This is a genomic window from Bacillus sp. AFS041924, from assembly GCF_002577195.1.
Lineage (GTDB): Bacteria > Bacillota > Bacilli > Bacillales > Bacillaceae_G > Gottfriedia.
Genome location: NZ_NULG01000015.1, coordinates 42,682 through 62,146, shown reverse-complemented (window position 1 = coordinate 62,146; position 19,465 = coordinate 42,682). Strand labels below are relative to the sequence as shown.

The following is a 19,465-nucleotide window of genomic DNA, read 5'->3' as shown; positions in this document are numbered from 1 at the left end:
TTAACCCCCTGCTAATTGCCTCACCTTAATGAGATTAAAGTAATATTGAACCTGAGATAACTCGATTGATCCAGTCTGTTCTGTGGCAGCGTTTGACATACCGCAGGCACATGACCACTTGAATACCTCTTCAATTGAATAACCTTTCGAATGAGCAAAAGTAAATCCCGCAAGCATGCTATCCCCTGATCCAACCTGGTTCACTGCTGTCAAAGTCGGAATAATTGCCTGGAGTATTTTATTTTTACTTATTAATAAGGCACCTTCTTTTCCTAAAGAAAGTAAAACGTATTCAATGCCCTTCTGACATATATCTTGGGCGTACTTAATCATATCCTCTAATGATATTTCGTCTAATCCAATTAACTTACAAAACTCCTCTTTATTTGGCTTGATTAGAAAGGGCTTTCCTTTTATACTGTGTGCTAAAGACTGCCCACTTGAATCTAAAAGGAAATACTTTCCCCTTAGATTTGTTTTTTCGATTAGATGCCTATATAAATCGGATTCAACCCCATTTGGTAAACTTCCAGAAGCGACAATATAGTTGTTTGAATCTAGAATAGTATCGAAATTTTTCAAAAATTCTTCTCTTTCATTCTCCAATATCTCGGGCCCTTGTTCAAGAATTTCTGTATGACCTTCTTTTGATTTGACTGCTAGACAAAATCTAGTCTCACCTTTTATTTTTACAAAGTGATTAGTTAAATTACTATTAAGAAGCTGTTCAGCTATCCACTCACCACTTTTCCCTCCCAAGAAACCAGTGCAAGTAACAATAGCTCCTAGTTGCGATAATACGCGAGAAACATTTAGTCCTTTTCCACCGGCAGTTTTATCTACGGAGGAAACGCGATTAACTTCATCTAAATAAAGAGTAGGTAGACTATACCGTATATCAATAGCCGGGTTTAATGTAATTGTAGCAATCATTTCTTAACCCCGATTCATGCTACCGCACATTTTAATTTTATCAGCTACTACTAATTTCATTTCTCTTACTGCATCTTTAAAATAATATCTAGGGTCATTAGCATCTGGGTTTTCTTTTAAGTACCTACGTAATCCTTTAACAAAAGCCATTTTTAATTCGGTAGCAATATTTACTTTGCATATTCCACTTTTAATTGTTTTTTGAACTAATTCATCTGATAAACCTGAAGCTCCGTGAAGAACGAGTGGGATATCGACCTCTCTTTGGATCGCTGCTAATCGTTCAATATCTAATTTAGGCTCTCCTTTATATAGACCGTGGGCCGTTCCAATGGCAACAGCTAATGAATCAATTCCTGTTCTAGAAACAAACTCTTTAGCTTGTGCTGGATTTGTATAAATTTGATCCTTTTCATCTACTTCTAGGTCATCTTCAATTCCACTTAGTCGACCAAGTTCTGCCTCCACGCTCACTCCAAATGAGGAAGCATACTCGACAACTTCACGAACGATTCGAATATTTTCCTCAAAATCATAATGAGAAGCATCAATCATAACTGAAGGAATTCCGTTTTTAATTAAAGCTCGAATATCTACTAAATTTTCATGATGATCTAAGTGAAAACAGATTGGAATATCATAACTTTTTTTTGAAGCCTCCATCATACCAATTAAAAATTCTTTCCCCATATAACTCACCGTGCTTGGTGTAGCTGCAATCATTACTGGAGAACGTAATTCTTGGGCCGTTTCTAAAACTGTCTTCATCGTTTCTAGGTTATGGATATTAAATGCGGGAACTGCATAACCTTTAGATTGTGCATCTAAGAGAATTGAACTTCTTGAAGTTATCATGATAAATCTCCTCCGTTTTTCAACTCATTCGTAAAAGAATGGATTGTAACTCCTTTGACAACCCTGTTAACTACTCCTAAAGGAGATGGGTTATCTGGAGAAAAGCCAAGATTAATAGATTTATACATTGCAAAAGTTTGTGCATATAAGATAAAAGGAAAGGTTAGAAAAATATCATCGCTAATTTTTGGAAGATCTACATGATAGAAATAATCACTATACTCCTCAGCCACTTGATCCTTTAAAGATGAAATCGCCACTACTTTCCCACGATTTGTTTCTTTATAAATCTCTTCTAAAATGTCAATGTCGTACTGCCTTGTGTAAGGGTTACAGGATAAAAATACAAATACGATGGTATCTTTATCTAAAATGGACTTAGGACCATGTCTAAAGCCTAGCGAGGTATCAAAAGTAGAAGGAATTGTTCCTCCTGTTAACTCTAATAACTTTAGTGAGGCCTCTCTTGCTAACCCTTCAAAAACTCCTGAGCCTAAGTAAACAACTTTTTGAAAAGGCGAACTTGCCAGTTGTTTAATACTTTGCTCACTTCCATTTATAATCGAATGACCAGCGTGAATAAGTTCATCCAGTTTTTTCTCCCATTTATGAATTTGTTCTATATTGAAAAACAATAGTGCCGAGAGCAGCATAGTCGTAAAGCTACTCGTCATTGCAAATCCTTGATCATTTGCTTCTTCAGGCATATAGATGACTAAATGATTTGTATCATTTTTTTTCTTTAGAGCCAATAGTCCATCTTGGTTACATGTAAAAATGACCCCATAAAAATCATCAATGATTTGTTCGCCTAAATGAACAGCGGCTAAACTTTCTGGACTGTTTCCTGAACGAGCAAATGAAATCATAATTGTTGGAAGGTTCTTGTTTAAATAAGAGTACGGATTTGAAACAATATTTGTCGTAGCAATACTTTCTACTACTATTTTTTTGTTACTAATGATTTGTTTTAAATGAGGAAGGACCGTATCACCAACAAATGCAGATGTACCTGCACCAGTTAAAATGATTCGTAACTGCTCGTGTTTATTTTCAATGCTCTTTAAAAATGTAAGAATTCGATCTCTATTAAATAAAAGGATATCTTTCGTTTCATTCCATAGTCTAGGTTGCTGAGCTATTTCTTTTGCAGTGTGGCTAGCGCCAACATTCATTCTTTCATATTCATTTGATTTTAATAGTTCCATACCATTTCCTCCTAATTAACTGTTAATGTCATCATTACCAGTTAGAATTGAAATAGATACCTGATGTATCTATTTCATTTTGTAGATAAAACCCTAAAAACCTGATTTTTAGACTGATTGAGATGTTTGGCTAGCAGTCTAAAAAATCTATTTCAACTCTACTGTATAAGTAAATTTATCTCCTCTTGCAATTGAAATTGTATACTCAATTACTTTACTTTGATCATAAGTAACACGTTTAAGCATTAGACATGGTGCGCCTTCGTTTATGTTCAACATTTCTGCTTCCAATTTATTTGCACTAACGGCCATAAAACTTTCTAAAGCGCTAGAAATATTCACATTGTACTGGGTTTTGAAGATTTCATACATCGGCGTGTGTTGTAATTCTTCGCTGGAAAGATTTTCAAAATCCTTTACTGGTACATAAGATGTTTCATATAACATTGGTTCCTCATCTGCGAGCCTTAACCGAACAATCTCAAATACCTCTTCTTCCACAGGGATTTCCATAACCTTTGCTACTTTACTATTACAGTAGATTTTTTCAAAAGAAACGACCGTTGTAGTTGGGATTTTACCTGCTTTTTTCATTTCTTCTGTAAAACTATAAAATTTTACAAGACTTTGGTTATACGTTCTTGCTGAAACATATGTCCCTTTACCATGAACTTTATAAATATAACCTTGTTTTTCAAGTTCCTGCATCGTCTGTCTTACCGTTGTTCGACTAACTTGATACGTATCGCATAGTTCTCGTTCAGATGGGAGCTGATCGTTTTCAGCAAGCTCACCTGATTCAATTTTTTCTAATAAAATATCCATTAATTGATAATAAAGAGGAAGTCGGGAATCCTTTTCTACCATGATTAGCTCCTTTAGGTGGTATCTTTGTCATAACCAGTTTAATATAAATATATTATACATAATATTGAAAAGGTTACCACATTATGTCGCAACAGAATTTTTTTACGAAACTCCCTCTTTTGTCATTTTTAAATTCTTTATATAATCGCTGATTGAAACCATTGCTCCTGAAACTCTTGATTCCTCCGCGGCATAAGCGATCATATGACTTTTAGCAGATACAATAGCTGATGTTAAGCTTCCTTTATCCTTCTTATTTACACATTGTATAAAATCAGCCATTATGCTTGTATCAGCTCCCATATGGCCACCATCTACTGTTGAAGGTTTAATTAATTCCTTTTTACCTGAAAAATAATTAATTTCAATTTCATTTTTAGTATCGTTTCCTATTATTTCGCCTTTTGTTCCCATAATTTTAAAGTTACGGAAGGTTTCGTTTGTAAAGGCTGTCATTGTGAATGCAACTGTTACATCGTTTTCAAATAATAAATTAACTACTTGATGGTCAACTACATCATTGTCACAATGATATACACAGCGACCATATGGACCTTCCTGAATAGCCTTTAGTCTACTTTCAAGACTACAACTTGCTGAAATAACATTTGCTGGCCATACATCACGCTCATGTAAGTACCATTTAGCTGCTGAATAAGGACATTCCTTTTCAACCTTGCAACCATCTAAACAACGATGTGTTGAACCTTCTGGTGCATTTTCCTTTTTAAAGTAAGATAAACTTCCGTATGAAGATACGCTCTTACACTCCGTACCAATGAGCCATGCAAGCATATCCATGTCATGACAGCTTTTTTGCAAAAGCATTGAGCTTGACTCAGCTGAATTTCGCCAATTACCACGTACAAAGCTATGAGCTTGGTGAAAATACCCTACATTTTCATTCCATTGAATTGATACGATGTCGCCGATTCGGTCAACTACTTCTTTTAATGCTTGATAAAATGGTGCATACCTCATAACGTGACAAACTGTTAATAATGTATTATGTCTTTTTGCCGCTTCAGCTATTTCTAATGTCTCAATAGGATTTGGTGACATCGGTTTTTCTAACAAAATGCTATATCCTTTTTCAATTGCCTTCATAACGGGCTTATAATGGTCACGGTCTGGACTACAAATTAAGAGTGCATCACATAGTTTCTCTTTTTCTAGCAACTCAGTCCAATCTTCAAATCTCATGTTTTCAGGTATATTATGAGCTTCAGCAAATTTTTCTCTTTTTTCTTTATTTGGTTCAGCTACGGCAATAAATTGTACTTCATGTGGATACTGTAGCCCGTAAGATCCGTATGCATAAAATCCTCTACTTCCTGCCCCTATTAATGCTGCTTTCATAATCAGTTTCCTCCAACCCTTGTAAAGTTTTTATTTACTTCCTGTAATTGCAATTCCCTCAATAAATTGTTTTTGCAAAATGATAAATAAAATAAGCATTGGTAAAATTGCTAAAAATGACCCTGCCATTAAAACTGGATAATTCGTTAGGTATTGACCTTGTAATGATGATAAGCCAACCGATAATGTCATTGAATCTGGCGAGCTATTAACAATCATTGGCCACATTAATTCATTCCAACTCCATAGAGTTGTAAATATACCTAAAGCAACTAAACCCGGCTTTGCTAATGGAAGCATGACTTTCCAATAAATTTGAAAATGATTACAACCATCTAATCTAGCTGCTTCCTCTAGTTCCTTTGGTAGCCCCATAAAAAATTGTCTTAATAAGAATGTACCAAATGCGCTAAATAACCCAGGAACTACTACTGCCTGTAATGTGTTTAACCAGCCCAATTTCACCATAATCATATACTGGGGTAATAAGAAGACTTGCCCAGGTACCATTAAAACCGATAAGGCTATTAAAAAAAGAATATTTCTTCCTGGAAATTCAATTCTAGCAAAAGCATAGGCAGCTAAAGAACATAATAATAATTGTCCAACGGTACGAATTACCGTAATGATTAGCGTATTAAACATAAATTTTAAAAATGGTAATAGGTCAAAAACATCTTTATAATTCACCCATTGAAGATTCTTTGGAACAATAACAGGTGGAACATGAATCGACTCGGCATAAGTTTTTAATGAAGTTAGTAACATCCATATAAAAGGGAAGATCATCGCCAAGGAGCCGACAATTAGAATGAAATGAATAAGAAATGTTTTACTTGTAATCTGACTTGCTTTCTCCAATGGTTTCTCCTCCTTCAATCATAATGAACCCATTTCTTTTGTAAAACCATTTGAAGTGCTGTAATGATTAAAATAATAACTAACAACAAAACTGCAATTGCGGCAGCATAACCTTTATCATTTAATACGAATGCATGCTGGTAAAATAAATACACGATCGATTGAGTATTTTCTAAGGCTGTACTGCTCTTCCCTATCATCATGAAAATTAAATCAAATACTTGGAATGCCCCAATAAAGGACATGATTGTTACGAAGAATATAACTGGGGAAAGTAACGGCAGTGTTATTTTAAAGAAGACCTTGACTGGCCCAGCACCATCTATCTCCGCTGCTTCGTAATACGTTCTTGGAATCCCTTGAAGTCCAGAAAGAAAAATAACCATGTTATAACCAAGTCCACTCCAAATTGCTACAACAATTATTGAATACAATGCTATTTTCGGATCACTTACCCATTGTGGACCTTTAATTCCAAAAATAGATAAAAGATAATTTAGAAGCCCATAGTCAGAATTATATAGCCATCTCCAAACCATGGCGATTGCTGCTGGCATGGTAATAACAGGTAAAAAATATAATGTTCGATAAACAGATTTGCCCTTAATTTTTTGGTTTAAGAGAACTGCTATAAGAATTGATAAAAAAATACCGATCGGAACTGTAAAAATAATATAAATTCCCGTATTTTTAAATGACTGTAAAAGATTAGAATCCCCAAGCATTCGTTTATAATTATCTAAACCCGTCCACTCATATTGTCCAAATGCTCCCCATTCAGTGAAACTGAAGTAAATCGTTTGAATGATTGGCCACAAGTAGAATATTGTTAAACCAATCATTGTTGGAGCAATCATAAGATAAGCCCAAAAGTAATCCGATCGTTTTCTTGTCTTCGTTAAGCTTGGTACTTTTAATTTACTTTTTGATTTCACTTCAACTTGTAGAGGCATTTCCTTCACTGTATTCACTCCTTTTAAGGAAAATAAAGAGAAGAAGTAATTACTTTAGCCATTTCCTGAGTACTTCTTCTCTTCATTTTTTCTAGTTCTTAGATAGTGCCTCGTCTGCTTTTTTTGATAATTCCTTAACAGCATCTTCAACACTTTCTTCATTACTCCAAGCTTTTTTCAAGATATCTGTTTCATACTGCCAGATTTCTCCTGTATTTTTCACACTAGGTAATGGAACTGAATAGTTAACTCCATCAATAAATGCTTGCAGATTCAAATTTGGAACGGATTTTAACCAAGCATCTTGTGTTCCATTATAAGCAGGGATTACTGTACCTGTTTTTGCATATACCTCCGCTGCTTCTTTAGAACCTAGGAACTGAACAAATTTCCAAGCAGCTTCTTTATGCTTCGTATTTGCCGCAATAACGTTTGCTAATCCATGTATAGAAACTGCACGCTGTTTTCCTTTAGGTACGACAGCTACATTTAAATCTGGATTTTTCTTATATTCAGGTACCATCCAAGGTCCATCAAACATCATTGCAATTTTTCCAGAAGCGAATAACTCTGATGGTGCTGTTTCCGTCATTTGAGCTTGTGTTGGAGACAGCCCTTCTTTTATAAAACTAATGTTATATTTAAGTGCCTCAATTGCCTCAGGCTGATCAAATCCGACCGACTTGCCATCATCGGAAATAATATGTCCACCATTTTGCCAAATGAAGTCATAGTATCCACCTTGATTACCCATTAAAGCCGCAAAGCCATAAACTCCGTTTTCTTTATTTGTAAGCTTCTTTGCTACCTCTTTTAACTTATTCCAATCCCAAGTATCATCTGGATATGGTATACCTGCTTCATCAAAAATCTTTTTGTTATACCAAAGTCCAGTTGTATCAAAGTCTTTTGGGACCCCATAAAGCTTTCCATCAACTGTATAAAGATCGATTAATGACTTAGGATAATTGTCTAGACTATAGTTATCTTTTGATGCTAAATCACTAAGTGGGACAATTACTTTACCTTCTGCATATTGGACTACATGCGGACCATTCATCCATAAAACATCTGGTAGGGCACCACCAGTTGCAGCTGTTTCAAGCTTTTGAAAGTATTGAGCATATGGAGTAAGTTCCGTTTTTACTTTAATATTAGGGTTCTTTTCATTAAATAATTTTATAATTTCATCAATCGCGGGCACTTGTTTCTTGTCCCAAAAACCATAGGTAATTTCAACTTTTCCATCTTTTGCATCCCCTGATGTGTTATTACTACCACATCCAGCTAACCCTAGTAAGCCTAAAGCCAAGGTTAATAGCATAATAAGCCATTTTTTCATCCCATTCCCCTTCTTTCTCTTAAAAGTTTAATAGTCTTTCAATCTAGTAGGTTCCTTCAAAAGACATCTTTTGGAGTTTTACACCTTGTTGTTATGATGTTATTACCAGTTAATTTGTAAAGGCTTACATAAAAATTTAGTTGTCCTATACAAAAAGTTTTATCACCTCTTTTCCCTTTAATGAAACCAATTAGTAATGATGTCATTACCAGTTGTAGATAGTATATCACCTCTTTTTTAAATGCTGAACACTTTTTTTTAAAATTTTCAAAAAATTAAATCGACATGTTTCATCATACTACGCGTTATCTTGCCCTAATTATCAGTGGTCACTTATTATTAATCTTAATTAAAAAGAACCTTCAATCAAGTAGCGATTAAAGGTTCCTTATTATTTAAATTAATTATAAGCTAGTTCTTTTTCAGTTAACCCAAGCGTATTTGAAGTTGAAGATTGAAGCTCTTCAAGTAGGGCTGGGTGTTCTTCTAGAGATAATCCAAATGAAGGAATCATTTCTCTAATTTTTGGCGCCCACTCCATCATGTGCTCAGGGAAGCATTTTTCTAATACTTCAAGCATGACGTGAACAGCAGTTGAAGCACCTGGAGATGCTCCAAGTAATGCCGCAATTGAACCGTCAGCTGCACTAACTACCTCAGTACCAAATTGAAGAGTTCCTTTTCCAGCTGCCGTATCTTTAATAACTTGTACACGTTGACCAGCAACTACGATATCCCAATCCTCACTCTTAGCATTTGGAATAAACTCACGTAATTCTTCCATACGTTTTTCATTCGATAATAAGACTTGTTGGATTAAATATTTAGTTAATGCCATTTCTTTTACGCCTGCTGCTAACATAGTCATGACGTTATTTGGTTTTACAGAACTAATCAGATCCATATTTGAACCTGTTTTTAAGAACTTAGGTGAAAATCCTGCAAAAGGTCCAAATAATAGTGATTTTTGGTTATCAATATATCTTGTATCAAGATGCGGAACAGACATTGGTGGTGCACCAACTTTAGCTTTTCCATATACTTTCGCATGGTGCTGTTTCGCAACTTCTGGGTTGTTACATACTAAAAATAGTCCACTTACAGGGAACCCGCCAATATGTTTTGACTCAGGGATACCAGTTTTTTGCAGTAAAGGTAGACTAGCCCCTCCACTTCCGATAAATACGAATTTTGCAATGTGAGAATCAATATTACCAGTGCTCATATTATACACTTTTACTTCCCATGAGCCGTCACTAGTGCGCTTAATATCCTCAACACTGTGTCTATAGTTTATCTCTACATTATTACTTTCTAAGTGCTCAAACATCATACGTGTTAAAGCTCCAAAGTTTACGTCAGTACCTGAATCGATTTTTGTTGCCGCTATTGGTTCATTAGATGTGCGTCCTTCCATGATTAGCGGAATCCATTCCTTCAGTTTTTCAGCGTTCTCTGAATACTCCATCCCTTTGAATAAAGGATTATTAGAAAGCGCTTCAAATCGTTTTTTCAAAAATTCCACATTTTCTTTACCTTGCACTAAACTCATATGAGGAATTGGCATGATAAATTCTTGTGGATTACGAATGCGATTGTTATTTACAAGATATGACCAAAACTGTCTTGAAAGTTGAAATTGTTCATTAATTTTAATTGCCTTACTAATATCTATCGATCCATCAGATTTTTCGGATGTATAGTTAAGCTCACATAATGCAGCATGTCCCGTACCTGCATTATTCCACTCATTCGAGCTTTCTTCTCCCGCTTTTTCTAATTTCTCAAATACTTTAATTTCCATTTCCGGTGCTAATTCTTTTAGTAATGATCCCAAAGTCGCGCTCATGACTCCGGCACCAATTAAGATAATGTCTGTTCTAGTTTGTCTGTTGCTCATAATAACCTTCCTTTTCCCCTTTTTTCGCAAAAAAGTAGGTTTTCCTGCTTAGGTGTCACAAAAAGCAAGGCACCACCTAGGAACACACCTTTTCTGTCTCAATTATATCTTATTAATAGTATAACACATTTAATCTACTTTTTAATAATAGTATATCACTTTTTAATTATATCCATTTAATAGTATATTTCTATTATTAATTGCCCTAAAAAATTTTTTTCTTTATCTGATAATTATAAACTATTTAAAGAATGTAAAAAAGTTAAAAATCTATCATTAAGGTCCTTATTTTAGAAAAATAAATTTTAAATCTCTATTATTAATGAACTATACGCATAAATAGTAAGCGCTTAATTTAAATATAACTCGTGTTCGATAAAAAATAAAATTGCTTATTATTTTAAAATCATTTAATTCATCAAAAATTGAGTTAATAATCTTTCAAAATCCACTCCGGTGACAAATGAGTTATGAAAAAAAGACTGTCGAAAAGATCCCGACAGCCTGTTGCGACTCAAAATGAGCCCTTTAATTCCTCATTGATAAAAATATATTTTCTAATTATTTTATTTTTTCTTAAACGTTACACTAATTGTATGATCTTTTGTTACGTTTTTGATCGTGTACGTATTATTTGTTACTTTCACTTTCACACCATCCACTTTTAATGAGGAAATTGTATAACCTTTTTTCGGTGTAATCTTGAACGTCTTACTAGACCCATCTATTACTGAAACTTTTCCGATTGGGCTAATTGTACCATGATCACCTGAAGTTACTTTGATTGTGTGAACTTTTTTCTTAAACGTTACACTGATTGTGTGATCTTTCGTTACATTCTTAAATGTGTAGGTATTGTTTGTTAACTTAGCATTTACTCCATCCACTTTAAATGAAGCAACTTCATAACCAGTTTTTGGAGTGATTTTGAATGCTTTACTTGTTCCTTCGCCTACAGAAACTCTACCATTCGGGCTTATCGTACCATTGCTTCCAGCCGATGCCGTGATTGTGTGTACGATTTGCTTGAACGTTACATTAATCGTATGATCCTTCCTTACATTCGTAAATGTATAAGAGTTATTTGTAAGTTTCGCACTTACACCATCAATTGTAAATGTAGCGATTTCATACCCTTTTTTCGGTGTAATCGTAAATACTTGATTCGTTCCATGATTCACAGAAATCTTGCCGCTCGGACTAATTGTACCATTGCTCCCTGCAGTCGCTGTGATTGTGTGTACGATTTGCTTGAATGTGACATTGATCGTATGATCCTTTGTTACGTTTGTAAACAGGTAAGAATTGTCCGTTAACTTCGCATCCTCACCGTCCACTTTAAATGATGCAACCTCATAGCCCTCATTAGGCGTCACATAAAATGTTTGGTCTGATCCGTAATTCGCAGTAATTCTGCCATTCGGACTAATTGTTCCATGGCTTCCAGCAGTTGCCGTGATGATATGAACAATTTGCTTGAACGTTACATTAATTGAATGATTTTTCGTAACATCTGTAAATGTGTATTCGTTGTTTGTTAGCTTTACCTCTTGTCCATCAACCTTAACGCTTCCAATCTCAAAACCGGTATTCGGCGTGATTTTAAACGTTTGATTTGATCCATGTTTTACTGCAACGAAGCCATTCGGATCAATTGTTCCGTTACTGTCTGTTGTTGCTGAAATCAAATGTGATAAATCATCACTAATAATAATCGTAAATGAAGTGTCAACATAACCACTCGCTGAAATTGTAAACTTATAATCACCTAAGTCTTTAAATAAAGATCGATCAGCAAATGTCAGTTCTTTAGCTGTAAGAGTGTACTTGCTAGAATCAACCACTTTTCCATTTAATGAAACAACGGGCGATGCTAAAAGCCAATCTGAATCTTGATCATGATTAACTGTAATCGGTGTATCCTCTTGAATATAAGCAATTTTTGAAGCAAACACTGGTGGATTGCTCTTAACTACTTGAGTTATTGTTGTATCTGGATAGCAGTATGCCGTAAACTTAATCTCTTTATTACCTATCGTTGAGAACGCAGTACCTGGTAGTGTAATTGTAATATTGCTCTCATCTGAAGAGATTGTCGTATCCGATTTAATTGACACTCCATCAACCGTAATATCTCCTGAAACAGCCTTTGTAGCATTTGCCCATCTCATATTTTCATTATTTTTAGGAACAGTCATTATGACTGACTTGCCAACTCCACTTGGTATCAATGTAGGCGTTGGCGCTGTTCTTTTAACGAATGGTTGAGCAATTGTAATCGGTGAAAAGTAAGGCGATATGAACTTAACATTCTTATTACCTTCTGCTGTATTAGACTGAGTCGCATTTCCATCAATCGTTACTGAACCTGTACCATTTTTTACTGTTGTTGTGACATAAGGTTTTACTGATGTAACCGATGAGAACTGAATAGTGACATCACCGTTATCTACCGATTGATCTGACGTTGGTGCAAGTAAAATTGAACTTCTCCATAATGGATTATCATCCCCATTAATAGAGTAAGTAATGGTATCGCCAAACTGAGGTGTTCCTGTAGTTGACGAAAGTGAAATTACTGGTGCAGTTTGTGGTGTAACAGTTGCATTTACATTAACATCAGCGTAACCCGGAGCAAAAACAACTAAGCTCCTTGAAACTGCAGCGCCACCATTTGTTCTTACTAAATCATATGGAATCGTTAATGTTCCTGCTGTTTCATCAACCACAGCTCTAGTTTTAATCGAATTTCCGCCAAATTTAATATCACCGCTAGCCTTCATAACAGATATCCAATCAGATGCAGCTGTACCTGGATTAAATGTCATTACAAGGTCTTTTCCAGCATAGATCGTACCTGCCGGACTTGTAAGTGCTACTCCTTGTTTGTAGAAAGGTTGATCAACAGACGTGGTTTGGTAATTTGATGCAATGATATTGATTTTTATACTTCCTGGAGCAGTGATTAACGCTTTATCAATCTTAATTGGTGTTCCAGGAGCACCAACTGTGATTTTATTAGCTTCAAAATCCGCTTTGTTGATTGTAGTATTACCAATTTGAATGGCTGTAATTACATCCCTCCACGCTTGTGTATCGTTTGTAGCTCCAACTCCAATCGAAATTGGATTTGAATTGCTATCATTAAAATAACGATTTGCTTCAGCAGTCAATGTTGGTGTCGGGAACGCATTAATTCTTTGTGCGAATGTGTACGATTCGTAATTGTCCGCTGCGATCGTAATCTTCCAATCTTTCCCACTTAACGATGGCGTCGAGAAAACACCTGCCGGGATAGTAAAGTTAAATGTTGTTGCGTTTGCAGGCGTCAATTGATTAAAGAGTCCTGCTAATTCAGCTCCTGTATAGTTTTTAACAACATTATTATTTGGGTCAGTTACTGTTATTGAATTAATATTTGGCTGCCAAATATCACGATAGTGCGCAGCTGTTGAGCCCGTCGTATCTGATCGAGTGTATGTCAACGCTTTTCCAATTGTTGCAACATTATTTGGTGAAAGGAGTGTAAAGCTGTTTCCTCCACCATTTATCATTTTAAATTTTAAAGAGCGATCCATATACCCTGGAGCCTTGAACACAATTGTGTGAACTCCTGCTTTTTTGAACAATGCTGGGTCAAATTCATATTGCCCTTTCCCATTTACAACTTTTCCGATAATAGAATTTGTTGAAACACCATTATATACATTCGTAGATGCTTTTCGGTCAACTCCATCAATCAGAATTTGTCCACCAGCCCCGTCTACAGCAGCTCGCCAAGCTGAATCTTCAATTTGTGTAAGTGTAGAAGCGCCAGTTACAACGTCTGGTGTTTTGTAGCCTACAGAAAATAATTGAAACGGATTGACTTTTCCATAATTTACAAAAGCGTTGCTATCACTTGTTTTAATATAAGGCACTGTTTTTACAACAGTGTTAAAAGCAGTAAGATCTGAACCGCTTGGTAACGTACCAAATCCAGTAATTGTTATTGTTTTACTTGTAGTTAAAATAATTTTACTTTCTAAAGTTGATGCATTTGGTGCAGTCGTATTGTATTTTCCAAAATTTTTGATGATATATTCAAAGTCGTTATAATCAATTGTACCGTCAAAGTTAAGATCAGCATTTCTTGTGTAAGTTGATGATGTGTCAACAAAGTTATTGTAAGCTGCGCTTTCAGCCTCAATGTCTTTCATATCGATAACATCGTCATCATTCACGTCACCTGCAAGCATAATTGCATTCGGAACAGAATAATTTCCTCCTGCTGCGTAATTATATTGTCCTGTCGTATTAACAGCTAATGTACCATAGAAAGTTAAATGACCTGGCATTTTCATTGTAAAGTTGTATGGTTTCTCTCCAGCTTGCATAGGAAGATCAGTTGTAAATAAACCATTCTGAATAATCCCCGGATTTGCACTTGATGCGCTGGCAGTAGTATCCTGGACTATCGGCAATTTAGATGTAATACCACCTTCATTAGGATCTTCAAACTTAACCTCAACACCAGAAGCATCAGCTGTTATTGGTGTTGATCTACCGAATGTATTAGAGGTCGGATAGTTTTGGAATCCTTCAGGTCTAATACTTCCACTAATATATGCTGAACCCTTAATATAAAGTTTTTTATCTAGGAATGTAGGGACTCGATCCATCCCATTTTTTCCACCGTCATACGTTGTGATTTCAGGGATATTCGCAGAACCTACAAGATATAAAGTATCGTACCCTGCGTCATTTGTTACTCTGTATTTTATGTCAAGAAGAGGCAGTTCCCTAGCAACACCACTGCTTAATGTGTCTGTTGTATTTAATACACCTTGAGCTTGTACCTCTTTTGGAAGATTGAAATTGAATATAAAATCTCCATTTGTATCCTTGTCTTGATGAATCCAAGTCTTATCGGCTGTAATACCTTTTGTTGCTAAAAAGGCTTTGTATTCCGGACTAAAATCAATATCATTTATATCCGCAAAAGGAAGTTTATCAATATAGAACTTTGCTCCAACAAGATTTTTTGGATATTTAATAGATAGTGTTGATTTAAAGTTATCTCCTTTAGAGACTAATGTTTTATCAACAAGGAAGTTAGGGTCGACTCCATTTAATGTAGTTGAACCTGGTGTATCTAGTCGTGCAAAGCGATTAACTACATACTCATTACCTTTTTTAACAAAATAATAAAATTGTCCTTGTGTTTCAAGATTACCTGCAAATGAATAATCTTCAGGATAAATTCTAAACTGTACTCCGTAATTTTCTTTTTGTGGGTCAGCATCAGTATTCACAAGGTCCTCTTTACTAATACCAAATTTAAATTGTCCATCTCCACTTAGATTAAGGAAGTAGTTGACGTATGGTGCTGAGTTTGAATCACCAAGCATCCCGTCGATTCTACCTAAAGATTGACTTACATTTGTATCAGTACCATAGTTCGGCGGTGCAGGAACTTGCGTTTCATGCCCAACATGTTTCATATAGTCAACATTTGAATCGTATGCTTTTCCTGAGAACCATTTTAGCGCTCCATCAGTCATTGGACCGTTTGGATCAATTTCATAAATGCCAGGTTCACTACCTTTATCCATTTGTACTGTTGGTGCAATGTTATCAACATAAACTGTGCTGTTTTTTTCATATAACTGACCACTAGAAGCGTCTAAAGCACGAGCTTGTATTGTATAGCCACCTTCTCCAAGTTGCTTTTGAGTTGATTGTTGTTGTGTCAGTTTAACTGATAAATTAGGGTCATCCTTGGAAATAGGATCTTTATAAGGGTAATAACTACCATTAAGTAATAACGGTGCATAAACCAAATTACCAAGAGTAAAAGCAGAAAGATTAAATGTAGCAATATATCCTATATATTTACTTCCTGTTATATCCATAATATAAAGCTTAAAGCCAAATGAAGGATCAAGTGGACTTTTCACTCGAACCTCTGCCCAAGATTGAGGAGCAACAGCAAATGTATTCGGATTAAAGTTTTTATTACCACTTAGCGTAAAAGCTTTTCTTTGAATTCTAAAATCTAATCCTCTACTTTGAACGTTAATAGCAAGGGGCATACGGTAAGTTTCATCAGGATTAGCTGAATTAACAAAGTTAATATATGCCTCGTAATATCCACTTGCAGCTGAAGCAGGAGCAGTAAATTTTACGGTTAGATGAACTGTTCCTCCTGCTGGAACTGTAATTGACTTTAATTCAGTCTCAGGGGATATTGCATTACTTATGCTAATTTTAGCGCCTTGTTCTACCCCGTCTTGTCCATTTATCATGAACGCATCCTTAAAGAAAGCGCTCGATCCGTCAAAGTTCTTAGCAGCATTCCCGTTATTAGTAATATACAAATCTCCTGTTTTCGTAACAGAACCATCTACTGAACGAGCTGTATAACCAAACGAAAATGAACCTGTTGTATTTGCTATGTTAATGATATTTGAACTTGATGAATCATCAGTTGAGGAGCGTGATTGAATAAAATCCTTTACCTTAAATTGCATATCAGAATGCACTGCTTGATATGGATCAGCTTTACCAGAGCCGATTTGAAATAAACTTTTTTGTGAGTCTATAGCATCAGCCGTTTGCATCAATGCTACTTTAATATCCTCAGGCTTATAATTTGGATGAGCTGATAAAATCAATGCTGCCATACCAGCAACATGAGGAGTAGCCATTGATGTACCTGACATTGTTTGGTAAGCATACGAATAATCTTTGTTATCTGGTTCCCATATATCATAAGGAGCTGTTGAGAAAATATCTACACCTGGTGCAACAACATCAGGTTTAATTGCTAATGAACCTGTAACAGGACCGGTAGAGCTAAAACTAGCAAGTGAATTCCCTGGCATTGTATAATTTCCAGCATTCGATACAGATATTTTCTTAATCGTACCTGCCTTAAAAGCATTATAAAATTTTGTTCCATCATTCTTGCCTATTTGCAAAGTGTAAACCGTATTACCCTTAGAACCAAAATAAAATGGATAATACCCTTGATCATCAAATAAAAGATTAGGATTGTCTGATGGATTCCACAAAATCATCGCCTTAGCATGTTCATTAGTCGCGTACATCATTAGTTGGTCCATAGATGCAGCACCGCGTTTGACAATAACAACCTTATCTTTAACATCAATATTTTTATTACGAAGATCATCGTACCAAGCAGGTGTGCCGTATCCAGCATCTACGATATCATACTGAGTCGCTCCACTAAGCTTTGAATCTGATTCCGAGAAATCCTTTCCGATTAAACGAGTATTTGTAATCGCAAATGAATCTTCCCCTGATGCTCCATATGAGTGGATATCAAACGTTGGAACTTTGGTAGGTGTAGCAATTGCGCCGACAGTTATTGCCTTTGCCGCTACGCCAGGAGTTCCCAATGTTGCAGCACCTGGACCAGCATTTCCAGCAGCGATAACAGCTGTTACACCAAGATCTGTAATGTTGTTGATAGCAACCGCATTTGGAGATAATGAATCGTTAACTTGTGCACCAAGTGATAGATTAATGACTTGACAACCATCTTTGTATGATTGCTCAATACCTCCGATAACTGCCTCATCAGTACCACCATGAGGACCTAATACACGGTAAGCATATAACTGTACCTCAGGAGCAACTCCCCTAAGAGCGTACGGAGAACTGCTTCTTGATTGGCCTGCAATTGTTCCGGCTACGTGGGTTCCGTGTGAAGTTATATAATTACGGTAATCTGTTGGAAAATTTGGATCTTGTTGATCAGATGGAAGTGAATCGTTGGCATTCTTTGCAGCCAACCAGTCAGAATATACCGTTTCCATCGGGTCGTTGTCATTATCTACAAAATCCTTACCACCTTGATATTCTCCTACAAGATCTGGATGATTATAGTCAAGGCCAGTGTCAATAACGCCGACTTTTACGCCTTTTCCTGTAATATTTTCATTTTGTAGATCATGTATTTTCAACCAATCAAGAACTGCTGTTTCACCAGATTGTGGGCCTTCTGGACCTGGAGGTGGAACAGTTCCAGACTGCGTATTAACTGTTTTTTCTGATACAGAAGAGCTATCTGAAGTACTACTTGCTGATTGTATGTTAGAACGATTTGAACGAATAGTAGGTAATACATTTGGATTTGTTTTTTGATCTGAAATCTTTCCGTCACCTGTTACGCTCGCTGGAACATCGATTGACTGAGAAGCTGGAATCGGAGCATATTTAACGTTTTGGTAGATACTCTTTACGTATGGTAATGCTAATATATCATTAAGTGAACTTTTAGGAATTTTGACAGCTAACCCATTAAAGACTTGAGTAAACTCTCTTCCAATATGAATAGAGCTAGATTCGCCTGTAGCTTTCAATTTTTTAGACTCGTTGCTAACGAAGCTCTTAAAGTCACTATGTGTTTGATTTACTGCTGTTTGGGCACTTTCAAGCGTAACAGCCGGTGTGCTTTCTTGATTAACAGAGCGCTTTTCAGAAGATCTATTATTCTGTTGATTTTTCATTTGAATTGGGGCTGGATCAACATTAAATTGAATAATTAAATCTAGTTGGTCTGAAGAATTTAATAGCTTAGGATCAAATTGAAGCTTCTCTAAATATAAATTTTGCAATTGTTGTGCTTGAGTCAAGTCAAGTTTGCTATTACTGTCTAACTGAACAGTTTGTCTCTTACTTGCAAATGTTCCACCTGTCATGGCAAATGCTGGAGCTGTGTAGCCGAGCAGTGTTGAAGTTGCAAGAAACGTTGACATGACCATCTTTTTCATTTTACGATGGCTCATACTTTACACATTTCCCTTCTTTAATTTAATTTATAGAGCAAAAGCTCTATTCACCCCTAGCCATTCCCCCTTTTAATAACAGAATTTTAATATTCTTATAAATTTTACGACAATTATATCGCCATTCTTCATTATAAGTTGGGTTATAGGGACAGTAAATTGGGGAATTTTAGCGTAAGATGCAGAAAAAAATTTGTCATATTTTGTTAAAATTTAGGAATGATCTTTCTTTTTTCATTGTTTTATCTGAGTTTTTTATAGATATTGATTTGGGGGATTTTACGACTTGTTATTCTAAATTTTGGAGACTTCAATTTTCTGGATTAAATTAGTAATGATTAATCTGCTTTCTTAGCTCTTACTTTTTATCATTGATTCTCCTCTTCGAAAGT

The 19,465-nt window shown here is 35.6% G+C and carries 10 protein-coding genes; all 10 read right to left on the bottom strand.

The window, feature by feature from the left end:
• The 10 genes from pfkB to COC46_RS22995 all read right to left on the bottom strand — a co-directional run bounded on the left by pfkB (window position 1) and on the right by COC46_RS22995 (window position 19,073).
• Window positions 1-933 carry a 1-phosphofructokinase gene (gene pfkB / locus COC46_RS05080; protein ID WP_098808656.1) on the bottom strand — a complete coding sequence of 311 codons (933 nt, stop codon included), beginning with the start codon at window positions 931-933 and terminating at the stop codon, window positions 1-3.
• A gap of 3 nt (window positions 934-936) precedes the next feature.
• A complete protein-coding gene (gene gatY, locus COC46_RS05075) occupies window positions 937-1,788 on the bottom strand; it encodes a tagatose-bisphosphate aldolase subunit GatY (RefSeq protein WP_098808655.1) in 852 nt (283 codons plus the stop codon).
• Window positions 1,785-2,996: an SIS domain-containing protein gene (locus COC46_RS05070; RefSeq protein ID WP_098808654.1), complete on the bottom strand. Its 1,212-nt coding sequence runs from the start codon at window positions 2,994-2,996 to the stop codon at window positions 1,785-1,787. Before COC46_RS05070 ends, gatY begins: the two co-directional genes overlap by 4 nt.
• Before the next feature lie 147 nt (window positions 2,997-3,143).
• Complete coding sequence (locus COC46_RS05065) at window positions 3,144-3,863, bottom strand: GntR family transcriptional regulator (RefSeq protein ID WP_098808653.1); 720 nt, start codon at window positions 3,861-3,863, stop codon at window positions 3,144-3,146.
• A 102-nt stretch (window positions 3,864-3,965) separates the two neighbouring features.
• Window positions 3,966-5,225: a Gfo/Idh/MocA family protein gene (locus COC46_RS05060; RefSeq protein ID WP_098808652.1), complete on the bottom strand. Its 1,260-nt coding sequence runs from the start codon at window positions 5,223-5,225 to the stop codon at window positions 3,966-3,968.
• Between the two features lie 27 nt (window positions 5,226-5,252).
• A complete protein-coding gene (locus COC46_RS05055) occupies window positions 5,253-6,011 on the bottom strand; it encodes a carbohydrate ABC transporter permease (protein WP_098808699.1) in 759 nt (252 codons plus the stop codon).
• Between the two features lie 86 nt (window positions 6,012-6,097).
• A complete protein-coding gene (locus COC46_RS05050) occupies window positions 6,098-7,036 on the bottom strand; it encodes a carbohydrate ABC transporter permease (RefSeq protein ID WP_176545063.1) in 939 nt (312 codons plus the stop codon).
• Between the two features lie 91 nt (window positions 7,037-7,127).
• Window positions 7,128-8,378, bottom strand: a complete 1,251-nt coding sequence (locus COC46_RS05045; RefSeq protein WP_098808650.1) for an ABC transporter substrate-binding protein — start codon at window positions 8,376-8,378, stop codon at window positions 7,128-7,130.
• A gap of 400 nt (window positions 8,379-8,778) precedes the next feature.
• The gene (locus COC46_RS05040; RefSeq protein ID WP_098808649.1) at window positions 8,779-10,278 is read right to left on the bottom strand and encodes a malate:quinone oxidoreductase; all 1,500 of its coding nucleotides are present in this window, start codon (window positions 10,276-10,278) and stop codon (window positions 8,779-8,781) included.
• Window positions 10,279-10,844: 566 nt separating this feature from the next.
• Entirely contained in the window at window positions 10,845-19,073 is an 8,229-nt protein-coding gene (locus tag COC46_RS22995; protein ID WP_098808648.1) for a S8 family serine peptidase, read from the bottom strand.
• Window positions 19,074-19,465 lie beyond the last annotated feature (392 nt).

Bases quoted from the DNA above. Each gene is read 5' to 3' on its own strand.
- COC46_RS05045 (WP_098808650.1), bottom strand. From the start codon at position 8,378: ATGAAAAAATGGCTTATTATGCTATTAACCTTGGCTTTAGGCTTACTA.
- COC46_RS05070 (WP_098808654.1), bottom strand. From the start codon at position 2,996: ATGGAACTATTAAAATCAAATGAATATGAAAGAATGAATGTTGGCGCT.
- COC46_RS05055 (WP_098808699.1), bottom strand. From the start codon at position 6,011: ATGATCTTCCCTTTTATATGGATGTTACTAACTTCATTAAAAACTTAT.
- pfkB (WP_098808656.1), bottom strand. From the start codon at position 933: ATGATTGCTACAATTACATTAAACCCGGCTATTGATATACGGTATAGT.
- gatY (WP_098808655.1), bottom strand. From the start codon at position 1,788: ATGATAACTTCAAGAAGTTCAATTCTCTTAGATGCACAATCTAAAGGT.
- COC46_RS05065 (WP_098808653.1), bottom strand. From the start codon at position 3,863: ATGGTAGAAAAGGATTCCCGACTTCCTCTTTATTATCAATTAATGGAT.
- COC46_RS22995 (WP_098808648.1), bottom strand. From the start codon at position 19,073: ATGAGCCATCGTAAAATGAAAAAGATGGTCATGTCAACGTTTCTTGCA.
- COC46_RS05050 (WP_176545063.1), bottom strand. From the start codon at position 7,036: ATGCCTCTACAAGTTGAAGTGAAATCAAAAAGTAAATTAAAAGTACCA.
- COC46_RS05040 (WP_098808649.1), bottom strand. From the start codon at position 10,278: ATGAGCAACAGACAAACTAGAACAGACATTATCTTAATTGGTGCCGGA.